General features: G+C 28.0%; 20 protein-coding genes and 1 tRNA gene. 16 read left to right on the top strand and 5 right to left on the bottom strand.

Going from position 1 to position 20,972, the window contains the following annotated elements:
- Positions 1–167 precede the first annotated feature (167 nt).
- The 5 genes from AS160_RS05560 to AS160_RS05540 are packed head-to-tail and all read right to left on the bottom strand — an operon-like array spanning position 168 to position 6,583.
- Positions 168–2,525: an MMPL family transporter gene (locus AS160_RS05560; protein WP_165146116.1), complete on the bottom strand. Its 2,358-nt coding sequence runs from the start codon at positions 2,523–2,525 to the stop codon at positions 168–170.
- Between the two features lie 4 nt (positions 2,526–2,529).
- The gene (locus AS160_RS05555; RefSeq protein ID WP_165146113.1) at positions 2,530–2,970 is read right to left on the bottom strand and encodes a hypothetical protein; all 441 of its coding nucleotides are present in this window, start codon (positions 2,968–2,970) and stop codon (positions 2,530–2,532) included.
- Positions 2,970–3,665, bottom strand: coding sequence for a hypothetical protein (locus AS160_RS05550; RefSeq protein ID WP_165146110.1), 696 nt, complete (start codon positions 3,663–3,665; stop codon positions 2,970–2,972). Before AS160_RS05550 ends, AS160_RS05555 begins: the two co-directional genes overlap by 1 nt.
- Positions 3,665–4,915, bottom strand: a complete 1,251-nt coding sequence (locus AS160_RS05545; RefSeq protein ID WP_165146107.1) for a S41 family peptidase — start codon at positions 4,913–4,915, stop codon at positions 3,665–3,667. Before AS160_RS05545 ends, AS160_RS05550 begins: the two co-directional genes overlap by 1 nt.
- 18 nt (positions 4,916–4,933) lie before the next feature.
- Positions 4,934–6,583, bottom strand: a complete 1,650-nt coding sequence (locus AS160_RS05540) for a nucleoside kinase (protein ID WP_165146104.1) — start codon at positions 6,581–6,583, stop codon at positions 4,934–4,936.
- Positions 6,584–6,688: 105 nt separating this feature from the next.
- On the opposite strand from AS160_RS05540, the gene AS160_RS05535 reads away from it, so the two are divergent.
- The 16 genes from AS160_RS05535 (at position 6,689) to rplV (ending at position 20,968) form a co-directional block, all read left to right on the top strand.
- Positions 6,689–6,763, top strand: a tRNA-Gln gene (locus AS160_RS05535).
- Positions 6,764–7,014: 251 nt separating this feature from the next.
- The gene (gene pulA, locus AS160_RS05530; RefSeq protein WP_165146101.1) at positions 7,015–9,609 is read left to right on the top strand and encodes a type I pullulanase; all 2,595 of its coding nucleotides are present in this window, start codon (positions 7,015–7,017) and stop codon (positions 9,607–9,609) included.
- Between the two features lie 119 nt (positions 9,610–9,728).
- On the top strand, positions 9,729–11,081 hold the full coding sequence (locus tag AS160_RS05525; protein ID WP_165146098.1) for an MFS transporter: 1,353 nt from the start codon (positions 9,729–9,731) through the stop codon (positions 11,079–11,081).
- On the top strand, positions 11,068–11,637 hold the full coding sequence (locus AS160_RS05520) for a hypothetical protein (protein WP_165146095.1): 570 nt from the start codon (positions 11,068–11,070) through the stop codon (positions 11,635–11,637). The genes AS160_RS05525 and AS160_RS05520 overlap by 14 nt, the downstream gene beginning before the upstream one ends.
- Positions 11,622–12,800 carry a VWA-like domain-containing protein gene (locus tag AS160_RS05515; RefSeq protein ID WP_165146092.1) on the top strand — a complete coding sequence of 393 codons (1,179 nt, stop codon included), beginning with the start codon at positions 11,622–11,624 and terminating at the stop codon, positions 12,798–12,800. The genes AS160_RS05520 and AS160_RS05515 overlap by 16 nt, the downstream gene beginning before the upstream one ends.
- A 310-nt stretch (positions 12,801–13,110) precedes the next feature.
- Positions 13,111–13,485 carry a 30S ribosomal protein S12 gene (gene rpsL / locus AS160_RS05510; protein ID WP_165146089.1) on the top strand — a complete coding sequence of 125 codons (375 nt, stop codon included), beginning with the start codon at positions 13,111–13,113 and terminating at the stop codon, positions 13,483–13,485.
- A gap of 12 nt (positions 13,486–13,497) precedes the next feature.
- The gene (gene rpsG / locus AS160_RS05505) at positions 13,498–13,965 is read left to right on the top strand and encodes a 30S ribosomal protein S7 (RefSeq protein ID WP_165146086.1); all 468 of its coding nucleotides are present in this window, start codon (positions 13,498–13,500) and stop codon (positions 13,963–13,965) included.
- A 20-nt stretch (positions 13,966–13,985) separates the two neighbouring features.
- Positions 13,986–16,064 carry an elongation factor G gene (fusA, locus tag AS160_RS05500; protein ID WP_165146083.1) on the top strand — a complete coding sequence of 693 codons (2,079 nt, stop codon included), beginning with the start codon at positions 13,986–13,988 and terminating at the stop codon, positions 16,062–16,064.
- A 33-nt stretch (positions 16,065–16,097) separates the two neighbouring features.
- Positions 16,098–17,297: an elongation factor Tu gene (gene tuf / locus AS160_RS05495; protein WP_165146080.1), complete on the top strand. Its 1,200-nt coding sequence runs from the start codon at positions 16,098–16,100 to the stop codon at positions 17,295–17,297.
- An 88-nt stretch (positions 17,298–17,385) separates the two neighbouring features.
- Positions 17,386–17,694: a 30S ribosomal protein S10 gene (gene rpsJ / locus AS160_RS05490; protein ID WP_165146077.1), complete on the top strand. Its 309-nt coding sequence runs from the start codon at positions 17,386–17,388 to the stop codon at positions 17,692–17,694.
- Positions 17,695–17,725: 31 nt separating this feature from the next.
- Positions 17,726–18,349 (top strand): 50S ribosomal protein L3, encoded by a 624-nt coding sequence (gene rplC, locus AS160_RS05485; RefSeq protein ID WP_165146074.1) that lies wholly within the window; start codon positions 17,726–17,728, stop codon positions 18,347–18,349.
- Positions 18,350–18,381: 32 nt separating this feature from the next.
- Positions 18,382–19,059 (top strand): 50S ribosomal protein L4, encoded by a 678-nt coding sequence (gene rplD / locus AS160_RS05480; RefSeq protein WP_165146071.1) that lies wholly within the window; start codon positions 18,382–18,384, stop codon positions 19,057–19,059.
- Positions 19,059–19,358, top strand: coding sequence for a 50S ribosomal protein L23 (rplW, locus tag AS160_RS05475; RefSeq protein WP_165146068.1), 300 nt, complete (start codon positions 19,059–19,061; stop codon positions 19,356–19,358). The genes rplD and rplW overlap by 1 nt, the downstream gene beginning before the upstream one ends.
- A gap of 16 nt (positions 19,359–19,374) precedes the next feature.
- Complete coding sequence (gene rplB / locus AS160_RS05470; protein ID WP_165146065.1) at positions 19,375–20,199, top strand: 50S ribosomal protein L2; 825 nt, start codon at positions 19,375–19,377, stop codon at positions 20,197–20,199.
- A gap of 17 nt (positions 20,200–20,216) precedes the next feature.
- Entirely contained in the window at positions 20,217–20,501 is a 285-nt protein-coding gene (rpsS, locus tag AS160_RS05465; protein WP_047265682.1) for a 30S ribosomal protein S19, read from the top strand.
- A gap of 14 nt (positions 20,502–20,515) precedes the next feature.
- Positions 20,516–20,968, top strand: a complete 453-nt coding sequence (rplV, locus tag AS160_RS05460) for a 50S ribosomal protein L22 (RefSeq protein WP_346774426.1) — start codon at positions 20,516–20,518, stop codon at positions 20,966–20,968.
- The last annotated feature ends 4 nt before the right edge of the window (positions 20,969–20,972 follow it).

Raw genomic sequence — 20,972 nt, 5'->3', positions numbered from 1 at the left:
AAAAAACGGATCCAAAGGATCCGTTAAATGTCTATCCATCTATTTCAGGGGGGGATAGGGGGATTTTCTTTTTACATCTATAGTATACAAAAATAAATGTTAAGTTTCAATACTTTAATATTAATTGTGAATTTTCAAACGTAACAAAAGAACTATTTATGTAAAAATCATTTTTTTAATGAAGGTATCAATAATACTGTCATAATCCATGAAATAAAAATGCCCAAAACCATTGTTAAACTAAACTGCTTAAGTAATTCCCCTCTGGATAATTGAAAGGTTATAAAAGATGAGATTGTTGTTAAAAATGATAATGTTATAGCTTTTAAAGTATGCCAATAATGCGATTTATCTTCATCAATTGCGTGAAATAAATGTATATATCCATCTACTCCAATACCAAATATTAAAGGTAGTGAAATTATTGTTAAGAATGTTGCGTTAATATCAAAAAAGTAAATAATTCCAAATGTTGTAAAATTTGTGAAAATTAAACCTAATATAGCAATAATTGTTTCTTTTGATGATTTTCTTGATAAATATGTTAGAAGTCCTATCATAACAATAGAAAATGCTAGAACAGAGAAAAATTGTTTTTCTATTAAATACATAAGTCTGTACAAAGCTTTAGAACTACCTAAAAATCTATTTATATATTGTTTAACAGAGTCATAAAAATATTTCATTCCATTGTTTGCATTTAAATTAATTGAAGGAGTTACGTATACTATAAAATAATCTTTACCTTCTTTATTAATTAAAATATTTTTTCTTAAACTTTCTGGTATTAATTCAGTAATTCCTAGTATAAAATCTTTTTCATTATTTGAGTTAGCTGCTAAATCAATAATTTTTAAAGTTTCAGAATAAATATCGTATTTTTTTAATACAGCAACAGTGAATGGATCGTTTACAATTTTAGATATTTCTTGAGTTTTCAATTTAATTTTTTCAAAATCACCTAATTGTTTTTTTAATATATCTAAATAACTTTCAACTTTGGAAATATATGGTGATTTTTTTAGTTCGTCTATAAATTCTTGAGAATTTTCATCTATAGCAATAATAAATTGTAATTCATTAAATAATGAATTACCAAAGTGTTCGGCTATATCATTAAAGGTTTGACTACTTTCTGAATTTGTTGGTGCTAATCCTGGTGGGGTATAAGAAAAATTAGAAAAGTTAATTATACCAAATACAGAGAAAATTGATATAAATAATATAATAAATGATAATATTATTTTTCGCCTTTTTGGTATCCAAACTCCTAGTTTTTGAAACCAAATATTTATTTTATTTTCTTTATAAGTTTTTAGAATAATATGTCTAAAAGGGTAAAATGTAATAGGAGTAATAAAAATCATAATTAAAGCAAATACGAATAAACCTAAGCTACTTATTATAGCCATTTCGGTAAAAGCAGGAAGTTTAATAAATACTAAAGAAAGAAAAACAAGAATTGTTGTTAAAACACCATAGATTATAGGAATTAATACCGTTTCATATGTTATTGATAGTGCTTCTATATAATTTTTTCTTTCTTTAAATTCCGTTATTAACCTACTAGTTATATGTATGCCATAATCAATACCTAAACCTAGAGTAATTGCAGCAACAAATGAAGTTAAAATATTTAATTCTTTAAAAATAAGAGTAGATAATCCTAAAGTTATACCTACTGAAAAAATTAAACTGATAAAAACTAATATAGTACTTGTTAAATTACCAAAGGTAATATAGAAAATAATCATAATAAGTACTATTGAAAGATATGTTGTAATAGAAAAATCAAAAGAAACAGTTTTATTAGCTTCATAGGAATAGATATAAGAGCCTGTTAGTCCGGTTTTAATATTATATTTAGTATTTATCTTATTTAGAATATTTTTAACTTTCGGAATTATAATATTTACAAAATCTAAGTTTGAAGTAGGTTCATTAAATGTTACTCCCATTACCATTATTTTTTTATCTGGAGATAATGTATAGTATCCTAATAATGGATCAGTTTGTTTAGAAGATTCAAAATTATCATTTAATTTATTTAATAAATATAAAGTATCGTTAATATATTCAAATGATTTAAAATCATATGGATTTATATTAGAAAAAGATTCAAAGGTTTTATTTATATTTTTTACCAATTCATCTATTAAATTGGAATTTGAAACATTTAAAAATCCGTATGATAATAGTAATGATACATCTGTTTTAGCTAAATCTTTAAAACCATTCAAATTTTTCATTTCTTCTTTAAAATCAAGAGCTAATTTTCTATAATTAGTATCTTCATTTAAATAAAAGGCGACAATCATTATTTCAGATTCTGATTGATTTTTAGATTCATTTTTATATGAAAGAACTATGGGATCATCTTTTGGTAAAAGCTCTAAAAGATCAGAATTAATTTTTAAATTAGTTACATTATATATTATAGAAATAGAAAGAATAAAAAATAAAATTAGTATTAATTTGTAATTTTTAGTGAGAAATTCTGAAAGTAATAAATATTTTTTTTTCATTTTATCATCTCCAGAGCAATAAATATACTAAAGTGTCAATTATAATTCCAAAAATAATAGCAAAATATTTTTTATGCATTATATCTATTCTTATCTTTAATAATTCCATCCAAATAAAAGGTAATATAAAATAATAATGAAAGGAGTATTTAATAAGAATGCTAAAAAAACCTATGAATAACAATGGCGATGAAGAAAGAATATAATATGGGAAAACATTTCTGAAATCTTTAATATCATAAAAAGATGTTCTTATACCATTATTTACAAATATTAAAGAAACAATTAAAAGTGTTTTTTTGAAAAAACCATATATAGTTAAATTTGAAAATAATGGAGAAAACCAGAAAAATAATAAAATTATAATTCCAACATATATATTGTAAAAAGGAGCACTTTTTACTTTTCTAGGTGAAAATATGATTTTAAAAATATAATTTAACATTAGTGTATTCCTCCAGTATATACTTTCATATCATATATAACATTAATACCTAACTCTTCAAATACCTCTAATAAAGGTTTAACTCCAGGATTATTAATGATATTAGAATCTAATATTATACCATTTTCTTTTTTTAGGTTTTCTAAAAAATCAGTTTTAAATGAATAAGGCTTATACGTGTTTTTATCCATAACATAATATTTTAATTTTAAAAAACTTAATTGTTCTAGTGAAAGTTTTGATAAATCTAATATAGCTATAGTAGGATAATTAACTAAAGTAAAATTCTTAGAATAAGATATATTTTTTACTAAATCTAAACCATAAAATGATATGTTTTCTTTATGTTCTTGAATAGAAGAATCTAATGATTTTAAAGTTATTTTTAATTCATTATAAGTTTCTGAATTAATTACAGCAATATAAATATGATTATTTAAATAATCAACATTTATTTTACCAACAAAAATACCTAAATCATCAATAACAAAAAAAATCTTTGAAATATTTTTAAAATTAGATATCTTGGAAATTATACCATTTTTTATTTCATTATGATAATTATTTATAGTAAATATAGGAAGTGTATCTCTTATAATTTCTTCTTTTTCAATATTTCCAAATAAAAAATAGGTTATAATACTTAATAAAAGAATGGTAATAGAAAAAACTATTACCATTCCATAAATTCTCATTAATTATCTTCCCCCGATTTTAAAACTTCAATAGCCTTTAATAATTGTAAATCATTATCTAAATCAATAACTGCTTCAAAAGTAGTAGTATTTTTAGCTTCTAATTGTTCAACATCTTTTATTTCTTTTGTAGGATTATCTATTTCAATATCAGGATTTATACCTTTTAAATGAATATCATTTCCATTAGGAGTAAAATAATGTCCTATTGGTAACCAAACTTCTCCACCGTTAGATAGAGGAATAGGTCTTTGAACAGCTGCTTTACCATAAGTGGTTTTCCCGATAACAATAGCTATTTTATTATCTTTTAATGCTCCGGTTAAAATTTCAGATGCTGAAGCTGATGATTTATTTACTAATAATACTATAGGTAATTTATCTAAAAAATCAAAGTGTTCATATGTTTTTGGTTTTATAATTTCTTCCGACCCGTCATAATATCTTACTGTTACTATTGTTTTATCTTTAATAAACATGCTTGCTATATCAATAGCGACATTAAGAAATCCTCCAGGGTTATTTCTTAAGTCTAAAATAATACCATTTACATTCTCTTTTTCAATAGCTTTTAAAGCTTTTTGCATTTCAGATGCACTTTTTTCTGCAAAATTTGTTAATTTTATATATCCAATTTTAAAATCATCGCTATTAAAAACTTTATATTTTGCAGTAACTGTTTCTATTTTAGCTCTTATTAAGGTGATTTTTTTTGTTTCTTCCCAACCTTCTCTAAAAATTTCTATTTGTACTTTTGTTCCTGGAGCACCTCTCATCTTATTAACAGCTCCAATATAACCTATATCAGATACGGGAGATCCATCAACACTAATTATTAAATCATCAGCCTGAAGTCCTGCTTCATATGCTGGTGTTCCAACCATAGGACTAACAATTCTAATTGCTTCAAGTTTTGAATCATAACTTACTAAAATACCTAAACCACCATATTCTCCAGATTCTTCAATTTTACTTTCTGTAACTTGTTGAGAATCTAAGTACCAAGCAAAAGGATCGTTTAATCCATCAACTAATCCTTTAAGTGTAGAATCTAAAACTTTATCATAATTAACATCATTTTTTTCATAATATATATTATTAATATAATATAACAAGGTATAAATTGGTTCTTGGAATTTTTCCAAATATAGTTTTTCAACATCCTTTGTATTGTTAGTATTTGCCCATAACAATGCAAATGAAAAAATAATGAGTAGAATAGTAATAATGCCTTTCAATTTTTTTGACAAAAAAATCGCTCCCTTCAATTAATATTTAAATGTACTTCTTCCTATAAATTCTCTAATAATAGATTTTCTTGGTATTTCTTCTAACTCTGTTATAGGTAGGAAATAATCTAAAAACTTTAATAATCTTTTAGCTTCCGAGTATTCCGGATGAGAATTATTAACAGATAATAATAAAGGTTCAGCAAATATTTTTAATACAGAAAGTTCATATATTAAATTTGAATTAAACATTATATCAGCTTCTTCTTGATATGGGAATATATTTCTTTCTTCACCCCTTCTAACACTTGGCCACATTTTTAAAGTTGCCAAAGCAGAATGTCCCCTAAATTTAAAATCTCTTACAATTCTTCTTATTAACCTTGTATCTGTTGTAGTTATTCTATTCATAGAATCTAAATTCATTTGTGTTAACGCGCTTACATATATTTTATATTTAAAATCCCTTGGGATACTAGCAGTTAATGTTTCATTTAAACCATGTATTCCTTCTACTATAAGGACCTGGTCATCTTCAATTTTGATTTTGTTTCCGCTTGGAATACTTTTTCCATGAACAAAATCAAATCTTGGTAATTCTATCTCCTCGCCATTTAATAATTTTTTTAAATGAATATTAAATAGATCTAAATTCAATGCATGTATAGACTCAAAATCATAATTTCCATTTTCATCTCTCGGTGTTTTTTCTCTATCTACAAAATAATCATCTAAAGATATAGGGATAGGTTTTAAACCATTAACTTTTAATTGCAATGATAATCTTTTAGCTGATGTGGTTTTTCCTGATGACGAAGGACCAGCTATTAAAATTATTTTAACTCCTTTTCTTTTAATAATATCATCTGCAATTTGAGCATATTTTTTTTCATGAAGAGCTTCTGATACACGAATTAATTCTACAACTTCATTTGGCCCTTTTGATATTAATTCATTTAATTCTCCAACTGTACTTACTTCTAATATTTTTAACCATTCTTTATATTCATTAAATGTATATGATAATTTAGGGAAATGCTTATATTCAGGTACTTTATTTGGTGATTTTGGCGTTGGGTGTATAATTACAAATCCATCATCTATAGCAATTAAATCAAATTGATCAGTATAACCAGTAGATGGAGGCATGTAACCATAAAAATAATTAAAATATTTATCACAAATATATATATTAACCTTATCTTTTTTTCTATATTTAAATAAATCGGATTTATCTTTTAATCCAATATTTTCAAACATTTTCATTGCTTTAAATTTATTAATTGTATTTTTCTTAAAAGGCAAATCCTTTTTTACATATTCTAACATTTTCTCTTTTAAAATTTCAAGTTTTTTTTGTGAAGGTTTGCCACTTTTTAATTCGCAGTATAGTCCATCGCCTATTGAATGGTGAACAAAAAGCTTATCTTCAGGATATAATTCTTTTAATGCCATATATAATAGAAATAAAACTCCTCTTTGATATATTCTAAAACCATCAATAGTAGAAATATCTAAAAGTTCTATTTTTCCAGAGTCTTCAATAATTTTTCCTAATTCTTTTATATTATTATTATGTTTTACAGCTAATATTTTCAAAGGATGATCTATATCTTTTATGGCTTCTAAATATGTTGTTCCTTTTTCTACATATATTAGATTATTTTTAATATTAAGTTCAAATCTCATACTATTCCTCCTTGTTAATTTATTTTTTTGTAATAATCTTATTTTATTTTAGAAACATGAAGATGTTGACAAAATGAAAAAATATGATATAATAATTACTGTGATTGGGGCGTGGCCAAGCGGTAAGGCGGCGGATTTTGGCTCCGTTATTCGGTGGTTCGAATCCATCCGCCCCAGCCAGAGCCGGCATTAGCCGGCTTTTATTTTTGCTTTGCAAAAATTATTATACCATAATTAGAACGTAATATTATATCATATTATAAAAAAAATAAAAAGTTCCCTAAAAGGGAGCTTTTTTTATTATTATACATAGATTTTTTATTATATATAATAATAATTTGCTATAATTTATTATAATTTGTATTTATAACTAATTATTTAATTTATATAAATTAACTTCATTGTTATAATTTAATTGAAGGAGGGATTTTATGAGAAAAATATTATTAACTGTTATATTGTTATTTATTTCAATTTTATTCTTTGCAAATTTTCCAGAATACGGTTTAGGTAAGACTGCTGAAGATTTTGGAGGTAAAACGGTTTTAATTTTACATTACCATCGTTTTGACAACAATTATAATGGATGGAATTTATGGGTTTGGCCTCATAAACCGGAATCATTAGAGGGACATGCATATAACTTTACTGGTAAAGATGAGTTTGGTCCATATGCTATTATTGTATTAAATGAAAAACATTCTGAGTTAGGTTACATAGTTCGTTTAAATGAATGGCAAGCAAAAGATGTATCTAAAGATAGATTTGTTAAGATTCCTGATACGGGAGTAGCTGAAATATGGGTTGTAACTAGTGTAGAAGAGCCTTATACAAAAGCGGAAGATATTGATATAAGTCCTAGAATTTTGAGTGCTATAATGGATTCTTCTACTGAAATAAAGTTATATTTAACAACACCTTTTGATATAAATGATTGGAAAGGAAAGGTTCATGTATTTTCTGAAGGAAAAGAATTAAGTATAAAAGATGTTGTTAAATTAGATCCAACTGATATTTCAAAAACAAATAAAATTAAAATAGTTCTAAATGAACCATTTTATAATGTTGATTTAAACTTAAAAGTGAAATTAGAAAACTATGTAGAAAAAAATGTAATAATGAGAGGAATTTTAGATAATTTTTATTATAATGGCAATGATTTAGGAATTACTTATTCAAAAAACAATACAATATTTAAAGTATGGTCTCCTATTTCAAAAAATGCAGAACTATTATTGTACAAAGACTATAACTCAATAATTCCGGATAAAATATATAAGATGGAAAAATCTAAAGAAGGAGTATGGTTTGTTAAAGTAAATGGTGACTTAAAAGGAATGTATTACAAATATAGATTTTTTTCATATGGCAAATACAGAGAAACGGTGGATCCTTATTCAATAGCGGTATCTGTTAATTCGGAAAAATCAGCAGTTATAGATCTTAAAGATACAAATCCTGAAAATTGGGATAAAGATATTAAACCGATTTTTATTAATCCGGAGGATGCAATTATATATGAAATTCATGTAAAGGATTTTACAATAAATAAGAATTCAGGTGTTAAAGAAGAATTGAGAGGAAAGTATTTAGGTTTAGTACAAGAAAATACTGTTGGTCCAGGTGGAGTAAAAACTGGTTTAGAACATTTAAAAGAATTGGGTATAACTCATGTTCATATTATGCCTATTCAAGATATATATTTTATTGATGAAACTAAATTTAAAGAGCAATATGGTTGGGGATATGATCCGAAATTATATAATGTTCCTGACGGTTTTTATTCTATTAATCCATTTGACCCTAATTCTAGAATAAAAGAAGTAAAAGAAATGATAAAAAAATTCCATGAAAATAATATTAGAGTAATTTTAGACGTGGTTTATAATCACACAGCTGTTGTTGGTGAAGGTTCTGCATTTGATCAAACTGTTCCATATTATTATTATAGAACAGATGATACAGGGCATTATACAAATGGATCTGGTGTTGGTAATGAAATTGCTACAGAAAGGCCTATGGTTAGAAAGTTTATTGTAGATTCTGTAAAGTATTGGGCAAATGAGTATCATATAGATGGTTTTAGATTTGATTTAATGGGTTTAATAGATAAAGATACTATTGAATTAATTACCAAAGAATTGCATAATATAGATGATTCCATATTAATATATGGAGAACCTTGGACAGGTGGAGGGAAGTTGTTATTTGGAAAAGGAGATCAAAAAGGTTTAAAAGTTGCAGTTTTTAATGATGACATTAGAAATGCAATTAGAGGTAGTGTTTTTGACGCTAAAGTTAAAGGATTTGGATTAGGATCCTTAGGTAAAGAAATAAAAATAAAAAGAGGAGTTGTAGGATCTATTGAATATGATTCTAGAATTAGATTGTGGGCTAGCGATCCTGAGGAGACAATAAATTATGTATCAAATCATGATAATAATACATTGTGGGATAAAAACGCATTGGCTTTAGGGTATGAACCATGGAAAGAAAGTATTCCATCAGAAGTTGAAAATTTATTAAAGAAATCTCAAAAATTTTCTAATGCCATAATTTTAACATCGCAAGGTATAGCATTCTTACATGGTGGAGTTGATTTTGCAAGAACCAAAAATGGAGATCATAATCCATATAATAAAGAAAAACCAAATGTTTTTGATTGGTCAAGAAAAGAAAAATATTATGATATATTTGAATATTATGTAGGGTTAATAGAATTAAGAAAAGAGCATCCTGCATTTAGAATGACTGATGCTGAAATGATTAAAGAACATATTGAGTTTATAAATACACCTAAAAAAAGGATGGTTGCTTATATTATTAAAAATAACGCTAATAATGATACATGGAAAAATATTTTGGTTATTTATAATGCAAATTCATCAAAAGTTCAATTTAATTTACCTAAAGGAAAATGGAATGTTGTTGTAAATGATAAAAAATCAGGTATTAATGTATTAGAAACCGTTGAAAATTTAATAGTTTTAGAACCATTAGCTGCTTATGTCTTATATCAAAATTAAAATTCTCCCAAGAGATTTCTCTTGGGATTTTTTAATTAAAATGGTCAAAGTATTCTATAAAATGATATATCATTTAATGATATAAAATGATATAATATTTATATAAAATAATAAAGGGGATGGTTAAATTTAAATTATCTAGAACATTAAAATTGTCAATAGTAGAAGCAATGTTTTTTAATGCTTTTTTTGTAGCTACTCAGACATTTATTATAATTTCAATAGCATTATATTTTAATGCTAATCCTTTTCAGATATCTTTAATTTCATCTTTTCCGGTTTTTTCTCAAATGTTTCAAATATTTACACCCTTTTGGTATAAATTATTTGGTAATAGGAAAAAAAGTTTAATTTTTGTTTCTATAATTGGAAGAGGTTCATTAATCCTTTTACCAATAGCTGTATTTTTTGATATTAAAAATTCATGGATATTTGTTTTTATAATGACTATATATTCTCTTTTCGGTACGTTTATAAGCAATATATGGACTGCTTCAATGAGAGAATTAGTTCCTTTTGAAGAAAGAGGAAAATATTTTGGAGTTAGAAATGTATTTTCATCCGCTATTGGGATATTAGTAACCTTTATATATTCGAGATTTTTAGACTTTCCAAATAAAAAGATTGGAATATTATTAGTAACCTCTTTAGTAGGGGTGTTTTCGATAACAACAATTATATTATTTTTATTTCATCAAATTCCCGAAATGAAAGAAAATGTAGCTAAGATAAATTTAAAAAAACCATTTAGAGATAAGAGATTTTTGCATTTTTTGATTTTTGTGGCTATTTGGACATTTGCTATCGAAATGACTAGACCGTATTTTTCATATTTGCAAATAGCGATATTAGGTGTAAAAACAAGTTTTTTAGGAAATATAAGTGTTATATCAGGAATTATAACTATGATATTATATCCTTTTTATGGTAGATTAAGTGATAAGTATGGTAACAAGAATATTTTAATGATAGGAATCTCGTTAGCAACTATAGCTCCATTATTATATTTTGTTATGACGGAATATAATTATCATAGTTTGATACTATTAGACGGTATTTTTTCAGCATTTGCATGGGCTGCTATAAATTTAACTTTTTTTAACTTGTTATTAGAAACAGTTTCTGAGCCTGCTGAAAATTACATTGGAGCATATGCTCTTGTTTCAGGAATAACGGCGATAATATCCTCTAGTATAGGGGGTATATTAGGTAATTTTTTGAAAGATAAAACATTTTACATACTAGGTGATAAATATCATGGAATACAATTTTTGATATTATTTGGATTTCTGTTGAGAATATATGCATTATTACATTTAACAAGTGTTGAAGCTTTTGAAAAACCAATAAGATATAAAAGTTGGTTATTATCAAACCCTTCATTATTTAAAAGAAGAGAAATTAATTTACCGTTATATTTAAAAATATTAAATCCTAGAAAGAGGATGGATGAAAAAAATGATAGAAATTGAAAGAAAGTATATTGTTGATGATAAAGTTGCTAAGAAATTAATAGATAGATCTAAGAAAAAAATAGGTATTGTACAATGGTATTTAAGAAATGAAAAAAATGAAATCGAACGAGTGAGATTACAAATCATATTAAAAAATAATGAATTAATAAAAAAATGGAACTATGCGTATAAAGCAAATACTAATATTCCACATGAAAAAATAGAAAAAGAAAAGAAATATATTCCTAAAAATATTAATGAGTTATTTAATAAAGAGATGATTATAAAGGTGCGTTATATAATAAAAGAAAATCCTGAAATTGTATTGGATGAATTTATTGAATTAGACGATTTAAAGTATAATATTGATGAAAAGTATTTACTAGAAATAGAAATGAAAGATATAAAAAAATACACAAAAAATGATTTTATTAATATTTTAAAAGAAGAGAATATTGAAGTATTATCTGATGTTACTGAAGATTATAGGTATTATAATAATAACATTGCAAATAAGAAAAAGAATAAAGGACTAAATGAAATTATAGAGGTGTTGAAATGGAGGATCTCTTAGAGAAAGCTTGGATTGAATTAGGAAAAGAAAGTATTTTTTATAATTTTCTAAAAATGTATTTTGATAATATTCCTTCAGAAAATGTAAGAACAGTAAAATTATCAATATCTAAAAATGGTAGATTTAAGATATTATATAATCCTAGAAGATTAAAAGCAAAAGGGTTAATGTTTTCTAAAGCTATATTAAAACATGAAATATTTCATATAATTCATGGGCATATTTTTATCAAGTCAAAAAATAATAAAGATAAAAAAATATGGAATTTAGCAATGGATGCGGCTATTAATCAGCAAATAAGAGAATTGGATGCTTTTTCGGTACCGCTTGACACACTACTTGATGAAGGTTGTGGTACAGATAATGAAAATTTTTTTGTTGGTCCTCCTATAAATTATATTAATAAAACAGCTGAAGAGTATTATAAGTGGATTATGGAGTATTATGAAAAATCAAATAAAGCAGACATAGAATTAATAGATGAGGGAAGAGTTGATTCGCATGAAGAGTTTGGAAATTTTGAGATAATGGATGAAATAGTAAGTGATTTAGTAAGTGAAGTGGTTACTGAAACATATGAAAAATCTAAAGGAGATATTCCCTCTGGTTTAGAAGTTCCTATATCATTAATAATTAATAAATCAAAAAAAGATTGGAAAGATTTAATTAGGAGATTTTTTGGTAATTCTATTGTTATTGAGAAATATAGAACTCCATTAAGGCCTAATAGAAGATATGATGGGCAGCCTGGGTGGAGAAGTCTTTTTGGGGCTAAAATAGCGATAATTATAGATACAAGTGGTTCTATAATCGACGAAGAATATTCTATGTTTTTTTCTGAAATAGAGAACTTATCAAAGATATATGATTCAAGAATATATTTGGTTCAGGTCGATAACGATGTTCAAAATATTATGAGATATGGTAAGGGTGATTGGAAAAATATAGAAATAAAAGGGAAAGGAGAAACGGATCTTGAACCTGCTGTTCAATATTTAGAAGAAAACATTAGACCAGAAGGTATAATAATTTTTACCGATGGATATGTAGATATTCCAATGGTAAAAAGAAGAGCATTATTTGTTTTAAGTTCAAAATATAATAATGAATTTAAAAAAAATGTTGAAGAAATATATGGAAAATACTCGGTTATTGTGTTATAATATAGTAGGTATTATAAAACACCCAAGAGCGTGAATTATATCGTAACAAATTAATAAATATAAATTCCAATAAAACGTTTAAAATATAATTATAAAAAAATAAAAGGACTTTAAAAAGTAGTATTAAAAAGATTTTTAAAAATATAAAAAAAAATTGATTATCAAAAAAGAAGGAATCGAATAAAAAAACTTCTTAACATAATTGTTACTTAATAAAATCATCACAACATTTTAATTGAAAATTAAAAAGACCTGCGGTAAAATACACTTGGTATTTTTTAAAATATTGAAAGGAGGAATAGAAAATACTATGCCAACTATAAATCAGCTCGTAAGACATGGAAGAAAGCAAATTAAGAAAAAATCAAAGTCACCAGCATTACAAAGTAATCCTCAAAAAAGAGGAGTTTGCGTAAGGGTATCTACAATGACACCTAAAAAACCTAACTCAGCTTTGAGAAAAATAGCTAGGGTAAGACTTTCAAATGGAATTGAAGTTACAGCATATATTCCTGGTGAAGGTCATAATTTACAAGAACACTCAAATGTTATGATAAGAGGTGGAAGGGTAAAAGACTTGCCAGGTGTTAGATATAAGATTATTAGAGGAACATTGGATACAGCTGGTGTTGAAGGAAGAAAACAAAGCAGAAGTAAATATGGAACAAAAAGACCTAAGAAGTAAGGAGGTAAGTAAATGAGAAGAAGAAGAGCGCCAAAAAGACCAGTAACTCCTGATCCAATATATAATGATACTTTAGTTTCAAAATTAGTAGTAAGAATTATGAAAGATGGTAAAAAAACTATTGCACAATCAATAGTATATGGAGCGTTTGATATAATAAAAGAAAAATTAGAAAAAGATCCTTTGGAAGTTTATCATCAAGCAGTAGAAAATGTAAGACCATTAATTGAAGTTAGACCAAGAAGGGTTGGTGGTGCTACATACCAAGTTCCATTTGAAGTTCCAGAAGATAGAGCTATTTCTTTAGCTTTAAGATGGATTGTTAAAGCTGCAAGAGATAAATCTGGAAGACCAATGAAAGAAAAATTAGCTCAAGAATTAATTGACGCTTATAATGGTGTTGGTGCTGCTGTTAAAAAGAGAGACGACGTACATAAAATGGCTGAAGCTAATAAGGCTTTCGCTCATTACCGCTGGTAATTTTTTGAGGAGGGATTGTTTTGAAAGAGCGGTTATATCCATTAAATAAGACAAGGAATATAGGAATTATTGCACATATAGATGCAGGAAAAACTACAACAACTGAGAGAATTTTGTTCTATACAGGTAAAAAACATAAGTTGGGTTCTGTTGATGATGGAACTGCAACAATGGACTGGATGGAACAAGAAAAAGAAAGAGGTATTACAATTACTTCAGCTGCTACAACCTGTTTTTGGAAGGATCACAGAATTAATATTATAGATACTCCAGGGCACGTTGACTTTACAGTTGAAGTTGAAAGGGCTTTAAGAGTATTAGATGGAGCAGTTGCTGTATTCGATGCGCAAGTTGGTGTTGAACCTCAATCAGAAACAGTATGGAGACAAGCTGATAGATACAATGTTCCAAGAATTGCATATATGAATAAAATGGATAAACTTGGAGCGGATTTCTTTAATGCTGTTCAATCAATGGTTGATAAATTAGGAACAAACCCATTACCAATTCAAATCCCGATAGGTGCTGAAGCAGATTTTGAAGGTGTTGTAGATTTAGTAAAAATGAAAGCTATATATTGGACAAATGAAGATGGAACTCAATTTGAATATGGGGATATTCCTGAAGATTTAAAAGAAAAGGCTGATCAATACAGAGAAGATTTAATTACTGCTATTTCTGAATATGACGAAGAAATAATGGAATTATTCTTTGAAGGGGAAGATATTCCAGAAGATAAAATAAAAGCTGCTATAAGAAAAGGAACAATTGAAAGTGCATTTGTACCAGTGGTTTGTGGGACATCGTTTAAAAACAAAGGTGTTCAACCAGTATTAGATGCAATTGTTGATTATTTGCCATCTCCTTTAGATTTACCGCCTGTTAAGGCATATGATGAAAGAAGTGGAGAATTCGTAAAAGAATTACATCCAGATGAAAATGGTCCATTTGTTGCATTAGCATTTAAGATTATGGTAGATCCATTTGTTGGTAAATTAACATTTGCTAGGGTATATTCTGGTAAATTAGAAAAGGGAAGTTATGTAAAAAATTCAACTAAAGGTAAAAAAGAAAGAGTTTCAAGATTAATGTTTATGCATTCAGATCAAAGAGAAGAAGTAGATTACATCAGAGCTGGGGATATTGTAGCTATCGTAGGTTTAAAAAATACAACAACAGGAGATACCTTAACTGAAGAATCCGAAGAAATAGTATTAGAAAAATTAGAATTCCCAGAACCAGTTATCTCATTATCGATTGAACCTGAAACAAAAAATGATGAAGCAAAATTATCAAAAGCTTTACAAGCATTGACAGAAGAAGATCCAAGTTTAAATGTAAAACTTGATCATGAAACTGGAGAAACAATTCTTTCAGGAATGGGAGAATTGCATTTAGAAATAATTGTAGATAGATTAAAAAGAGAATTTAAAGTAGGAGTAAAAGTTGGACAACCACAAGTTGCATATAGAGAAACAATAAGAAGAGAAGCAGATGTTGAAGCAAAATACATCAGACAATCAGGTGGTAGAGGTCAATACGGTCATGTAAAAATTAAACTTGAACCTATTGATAATACAAAAGTATTAGAATTTGAAGATAAAATTGTTGGTGGAGTTATTCCTAAAGAATACATTCCTGCAGTTGAAGCTGGTATTAAAGAAGCAATGCAATCTGGTATTTTAGCTGGATATCCAATGGTAGGAATCAAAGCAACATTATATGATGGTTCATATCACGAAGTTGACTCATCAGAAATGGCATTTAAAATTGCTGGTTCTATGGCACTAAAAGATGCAGCTAAGAAAGCAAATCCAGTTTTATTAGAACCTATAATGAAAGTTGATATAACAACACCTGAAGAATATATGGGAGATATAATAGCTGACTTAAATTCAAGAAGGGGAAGAATTGAAGGATTTGAAAATGTTGGAAATACAAATACAAGATTAATTCATTCATTAGTTCCATTGTCAGAATTATTTGGTTATGCAACTGTGTTAAGATCCTTATCTCAAGGTAGGGCAACACAATCTATTCAATTCTCTCATTATGAAGAAGTTCCAAATTCAGTTGCTGAAAAAATAATAAATAAATAATATCATCACAAAAGATAGAGGAGGGAAAAGAAAATGGCAAAAGAAAAGTTCGTCAGAAGTAAACCACATATGAATATCGGTACTATCGGACATATTGACCACGGTAAAACAACATTAACAGCTGCTATTACAAAATCATTATCAATGAAAGGGTACGCAGATTTCACACCATTTGATCAAATCGATAAAGCTCCAGAAGAAAAAGCTAGAGGTATTACAATTAATGTATCACACGTTGAATACGAAACAGATAACAGACACTATGCACATATTGACTGTCCAGGTCACGCTGACTACATTAAAAACATGATTACAGGTGCTGCACAAATGGATGGTGCTATCTTAGTTGTTGCAGCAACAGACGGTGTTATGCCACAAACAAGAGAACACGTATTATTATCAAGACAAGTTAACGTTCCTGCAATTGTTGTTTTCATTAATAAAACAGATATGGTTGATGATGAAGAAATTATCGAATTAGTTGAAATGGAAGTAAGAGAATTATTAAACCAATACGAATTCCCAGGAGACGAAGTTCCTGTAATTAAAGGTTCAGCATTAAAAGCATTAGAAGCAGATTCACAAGATGATCCATGGGTACAAAAAATATATGAATTAATGGATGCAGTAGATAGTTACTTCCCAGAACCAGCAAGACCAGTAGATCAACCATTCTTAATGCCAATTGAAGACGTATTCTCAATCACAGGTAGGGGTACAGTTGTTACAGGAAGAATCGAAAGAGGTGCTATTCACCCAGGAGATGAAGTTGAAATCGTAGGTATGACAGATGAAATTAGAAAAACAGTTGTAACTGGTGTTGAAATGTTCAGAAAATTATTAGATGAAGGTATCGCTGGTGATAACGTTGGTTGTTTATTAAGAGGTATTGATAAAGATGAAGTATGGAGAGGTCAAGTATTAGCAAAACCAGGTTCAATTACACCACACAAAAAATTCAAAGCTCAAATTTATGTATTAAAGAAAGAAGAAGGTGGAAGACATACACCATTCAAGAAAGGTTACAGACCACAATTCTACATTAAAGTTGCTGATGTTACAGGTACATTAGTAGAATTTGATGGTGGAGCAGAAATGGTAATGCCTGGTGACCACATCACAGCAACAGTTGAATTAATTTACCCAGTAGCTTTAGAAAAGAACATGAGATTTGCTGTTCGTGAAGGCGGAAGAACAGTAGGTGCTGGTGTTGTTACAGAAATAATAGAATAATAAAATCTTTTTGCAAAGTATTTGCTATAAAATATAAAATCGGGGAGCTTCCACGCTCCCTTTGCTAAATGCTTAAAGGAGGGTTTGTATGGCAAAAAAATTAATCAAAATAAGATTAAAATCATATGATCATAGATTATTAGATGAATCTGCTCAAAAGATCATAGATGCTGTTAAACAAAGTAATGCAAAAGTATCTGGTCCTATTCCATTACCAACAGAAAAAACAATTTATTCAGTAATTAGATCACCACATAAATACAATTATTCAAGAGAACAATTTGAAAAAAGAGTACATAAAAGAGTTATTTATATTTACGATGCAACTCAAGAAACTGTAACTCAATTATTAAAGATACAATTACCATCAGGTGTATCAGTAGATATGAAGGCTTAATTTTTTGATCGGGCTCTGGAGGTGAATAAGCATGAAGGGTATTTTAGGAAGAAAAGTAGGTATGACAAGAGTTTATAAAGATGGTAAAGCCATCCCGGTCACAGTTGTAAAGGCTGGGCCATGTGTTGTAGTGCAAAAGAAAACAGAAGAAAAAGATGGTTACACTGCAATTCAAGTTGGTTTTGAAGAAATGAAAGAATATAAAGTAAATAAACCAAAACTTGGAATTTTCAAAAAAGCAGGATTAAAACCAATGAGAGTATTAAAAGAGTTTAAAGTAGAAGATGTGGATTCATATGAAATTGGTCAAGTTATCGATGTAACTGTTTTTGAAGAAGGAGATAAAATTGATGTTACAGGTTGGTCAAAAGGTAGAGGTTATACTGGTGTAATTAAAAGATGGAATTTTGGTGGAGGAAGAAAAACACATGGTTCTAAATTCCATAGAGCTTTAGGTTCAACAGGTAACCATACAGAACCTGCAAAAGTTTTCAAAGGAAAAAAGATGTTCGGGCATTATGGAAATGAAAGAGTTACAATATTGAATTCAGAAGTTGTAAAAATTGATAAAGAAAATAACTTAATAGCAGTTAAAGGTGGAGTTCCAGGTGCGAGGGGTGGATTATTAATAATAAGAGAAGCAATCAAAAAGTAAGCCCCGAAAATGAAGAATAGGAGGTAAGTAAAATGGCTCAATTAGACCTTTATTCAGTTAAAGGTGAGAAGATTGGAACTATAGAAGTTAAAGATTCTATTTTTTCAATTGAACCAAATTTAGATGTATTATACAGATATGTCGATATGCAATTAACAAACAGAAGAAGTGGAACTGCCTCTACAAAAACAAGAGCTGAAGTTAGAGGTGGAGGAAGAAAACCATGGGCTCAAAAACATACAGGTAGAGCAAGAGCAGGTTCAACTAGATCACCATTATGGAGACATGGTGGAGTGACTTTTGGACCAAAACCAAGAGATTGGTCAAAAAGTTTAACAAAAAAGATGAAAAAATTAGCTTTAAAGTCTGCTTTAAGCGTTAGAGTGAAAGAAAATAATTTGATTGTTGTTGATGACTTAACTTTTGATAAACCAAGAACAAAATCAATGAAAGAAGTTTTAAAGAATTTTGGATTCGAAAATACAAAAACTTTAGTTGTGTTACCTTGGAAAAAGGATGAATATATTAATGTAAAATTATCAGCAAGAAATATTCCTGGCGTTAAAGTTATTATAGCTGATAATCCAAATCAAGGAAAAAATGGAAATAAAACAAATGTAGATGGATTAAATGTTTTTGATATTATAAATAATGAAAAAGTAATCCTTACAAAAGACACTGTTGCAAAAATCGAGGAGGTGCTCGGCTAATGGATAGAAAAGAATTCAAATATGATGTAATTTTAAGGCCGATCCTCACAGAAAAAACATATATTTTAATGGGCGAAAATAAATATACATTTGAAGTTGCAAAAGATGCGACAAAACCAGAAATTAAAAAAGCTGTTGAGGATATATTTAATGTAAAAGTAGAAAAAGTATTTGTGATGAATGTTAAACCTAAACCAAAGAGATTAGGAAGATTCGAAGGTAAAACAAGATCCTGGAAAAAAGCAATTGTTAAATTAGCTGAAGGATATGTTATCAAAGAGCTTCAAGGTAATTTATAAGGAGAGGTGAGCAATAATGGGTCTTAAGAAATTCAAACCGATAACTCCTTCAAGGAGATTTATGATAATTACTGATTTTTCAGAAATTACAAAGTCCACTCCAGAAAAATCTTTGATTCAACCTCTCAAAAAGTCCGGTGGAAGAAATTCATACGGTAGAGTAACAATGAGACACAGAGGTGGTGGACATAAAAGAAGATACAGAATTATTGATTTTAAAAGAGAAAAATTTGACGTACCTGCAAAAGTAGTTTCTATAGAATACGATCCAAATAGAAGTGCGAGAATAGCATTATTAGTATATGCTGATGGAGAAAAAAGATATATCTTAGCTCCTAAAGGTGTAAAAGTTGGAGAAGAATTATTATCAGGTCCTAATGCGGAAATTAAACCTGGTAACGCATTACCATTAGAAAAAATTCCTGTAGGTACAATTGTTCATAATATAGAATTTGAACCTGGAAAAGGTGCAAAAATTGCTAGATCCGCAGGAACATATGCACAATTAATGGCTAAAGAAGGGAATTATGCATTATTAAGAATGCCTTCAAGTGAATTGAGAAGAGTTCACGTAAAATGTATGGCAACAGTTGGAATGGTAGGAAATGAAGATCATATAAATGAAGTATTTGGTAAAGCAGGTAGAACAAGATGGTTGGGTAAAAGACCACATGTTAGAGGTATGGCTATGAACCCAGTTGATCACCCAATGGGTGGTGGTGAAGGTGCAAGTAAAGGTCATATACCACAAAGTCCTTGGGGAACACCTGCAAAAGGATACAAGACAAGACGTGGTAAGAGAAAATCAGATAAATTTATAGTAAGAAGAAGAAAAAAGTAACCTAGGGGGTGCTGTTAGTGAGTAGATCATTGAAAAAAGGGCCTTATGTACACCCAAGTCTGTTGAAAAAAATAAGAGAATTAAATGAAAAAGGTGAAAAAAAGGTAATTAAAACATGGAGCAGAGCTTCAATGATATTACCTGAAATGATTGGACATACAATAGCTGTACATAATGGTATGAAACATATACCTGTTTATATAACAGAACATATGATTGGACATAGATTAGGTGAGTTTGCACCAACAAGAAGATTTGGTGGTCATGCTGACAAAAAGGCTAAAAAAGGTAAGGTGAAATGAGGAGGGACATAATCATGGCTGTATCAAGAGTTCAAGATGGTAAAAGATTGAAAAGATCTGTTTTTCATAAATTAAGAAAAGAAGCTGAAGCAGCACAGCCAAAAATTGAAGCAAAAGCTACTGCAAAATTTTTAAGAATTTCTCCAAGAAAAGCAAGATCAGTTGTAAATGCAATTAGGGGTAAAAATGTTGATGAAGCATTACAAATATTAATGTTTAGTCCTAAAAAAGCTGCAAGATTAACATATAAAGTATTAGTTTCGGCAATTGCAAATGCAGAAAATAATTTTGGATTAGATGCAGATAACTTATATGTTGCTGAAGTATATGTAAATGATGGTCCAAGAATGAAAAGATTGTGGGCAAGAGGTAGAGGTAGAGCTGATATCTTACAAAAAAGATTATCACATATTACTGTTGTAGTTAGAGACAGAGAAAAAGAAAAAGAGTTAAAATCTCAGAAGTGAGGTG

The sequence above is a fragment of the Marinitoga sp. 38H-ov genome (assembly GCF_011057715.1).
GTDB lineage: Bacteria > Thermotogota > Thermotogae > Petrotogales > Petrotogaceae > Marinitoga.
The sequence above is the reverse complement of the archived record's forward strand: the minus strand, read 5'-3'. Positions and strand labels throughout refer to the sequence as shown.

Excerpts from the sequence above, each read along its gene's own strand:
- pulA (WP_165146101.1), top strand. The coding sequence starts at position 7,015 with ATGAGAAAAATATTATTAACTGTTATATTGTTATTTATTTCAATTTTA.
- AS160_RS05540 (WP_165146104.1), bottom strand. The coding sequence starts at position 6,583 with ATGAGATTTGAACTTAATATTAAAAATAATCTAATATATGTAGAAAAA.
- AS160_RS05515 (WP_165146092.1), top strand. The coding sequence starts at position 11,622 with ATGGAGGATCTCTTAGAGAAAGCTTGGATTGAATTAGGAAAAGAAAGT.
- AS160_RS05525 (WP_165146098.1), top strand. The coding sequence starts at position 9,729 with ATGGTTAAATTTAAATTATCTAGAACATTAAAATTGTCAATAGTAGAA.
- AS160_RS05550 (WP_165146110.1), bottom strand. The coding sequence starts at position 3,665 with ATGAGAATTTATGGAATGGTAATAGTTTTTTCTATTACCATTCTTTTA.
- rplD (WP_165146071.1), top strand. The coding sequence starts at position 18,382 with ATGGCTCAATTAGACCTTTATTCAGTTAAAGGTGAGAAGATTGGAACT.
- rplC (WP_165146074.1), top strand. The coding sequence starts at position 17,726 with ATGAAGGGTATTTTAGGAAGAAAAGTAGGTATGACAAGAGTTTATAAA.
- rpsG (WP_165146086.1), top strand. The coding sequence starts at position 13,498 with ATGAGAAGAAGAAGAGCGCCAAAAAGACCAGTAACTCCTGATCCAATA.
- rplW (WP_165146068.1), top strand. The coding sequence starts at position 19,059 with ATGGATAGAAAAGAATTCAAATATGATGTAATTTTAAGGCCGATCCTC.
- AS160_RS05520 (WP_165146095.1), top strand. The coding sequence starts at position 11,068 with ATGATAGAAATTGAAAGAAAGTATATTGTTGATGATAAAGTTGCTAAG.
- AS160_RS05555 (WP_165146113.1), bottom strand. The coding sequence starts at position 2,970 with ATGTTAAATTATATTTTTAAAATCATATTTTCACCTAGAAAAGTAAAA.
- tuf (WP_165146080.1), top strand. The coding sequence starts at position 16,098 with ATGGCAAAAGAAAAGTTCGTCAGAAGTAAACCACATATGAATATCGGT.
- rplV (WP_346774426.1), top strand. The coding sequence starts at position 20,516 with ATGGCTGTATCAAGAGTTCAAGATGGTAAAAGATTGAAAAGATCTGTT.
- AS160_RS05560 (WP_165146116.1), bottom strand. The coding sequence starts at position 2,525 with ATGAAAAAAAAATATTTATTACTTTCAGAATTTCTCACTAAAAATTAC.
- rplB (WP_165146065.1), top strand. The coding sequence starts at position 19,375 with ATGGGTCTTAAGAAATTCAAACCGATAACTCCTTCAAGGAGATTTATG.
- rpsJ (WP_165146077.1), top strand. The coding sequence starts at position 17,386 with ATGGCAAAAAAATTAATCAAAATAAGATTAAAATCATATGATCATAGA.
- rpsL (WP_165146089.1), top strand. The coding sequence starts at position 13,111 with ATGCCAACTATAAATCAGCTCGTAAGACATGGAAGAAAGCAAATTAAG.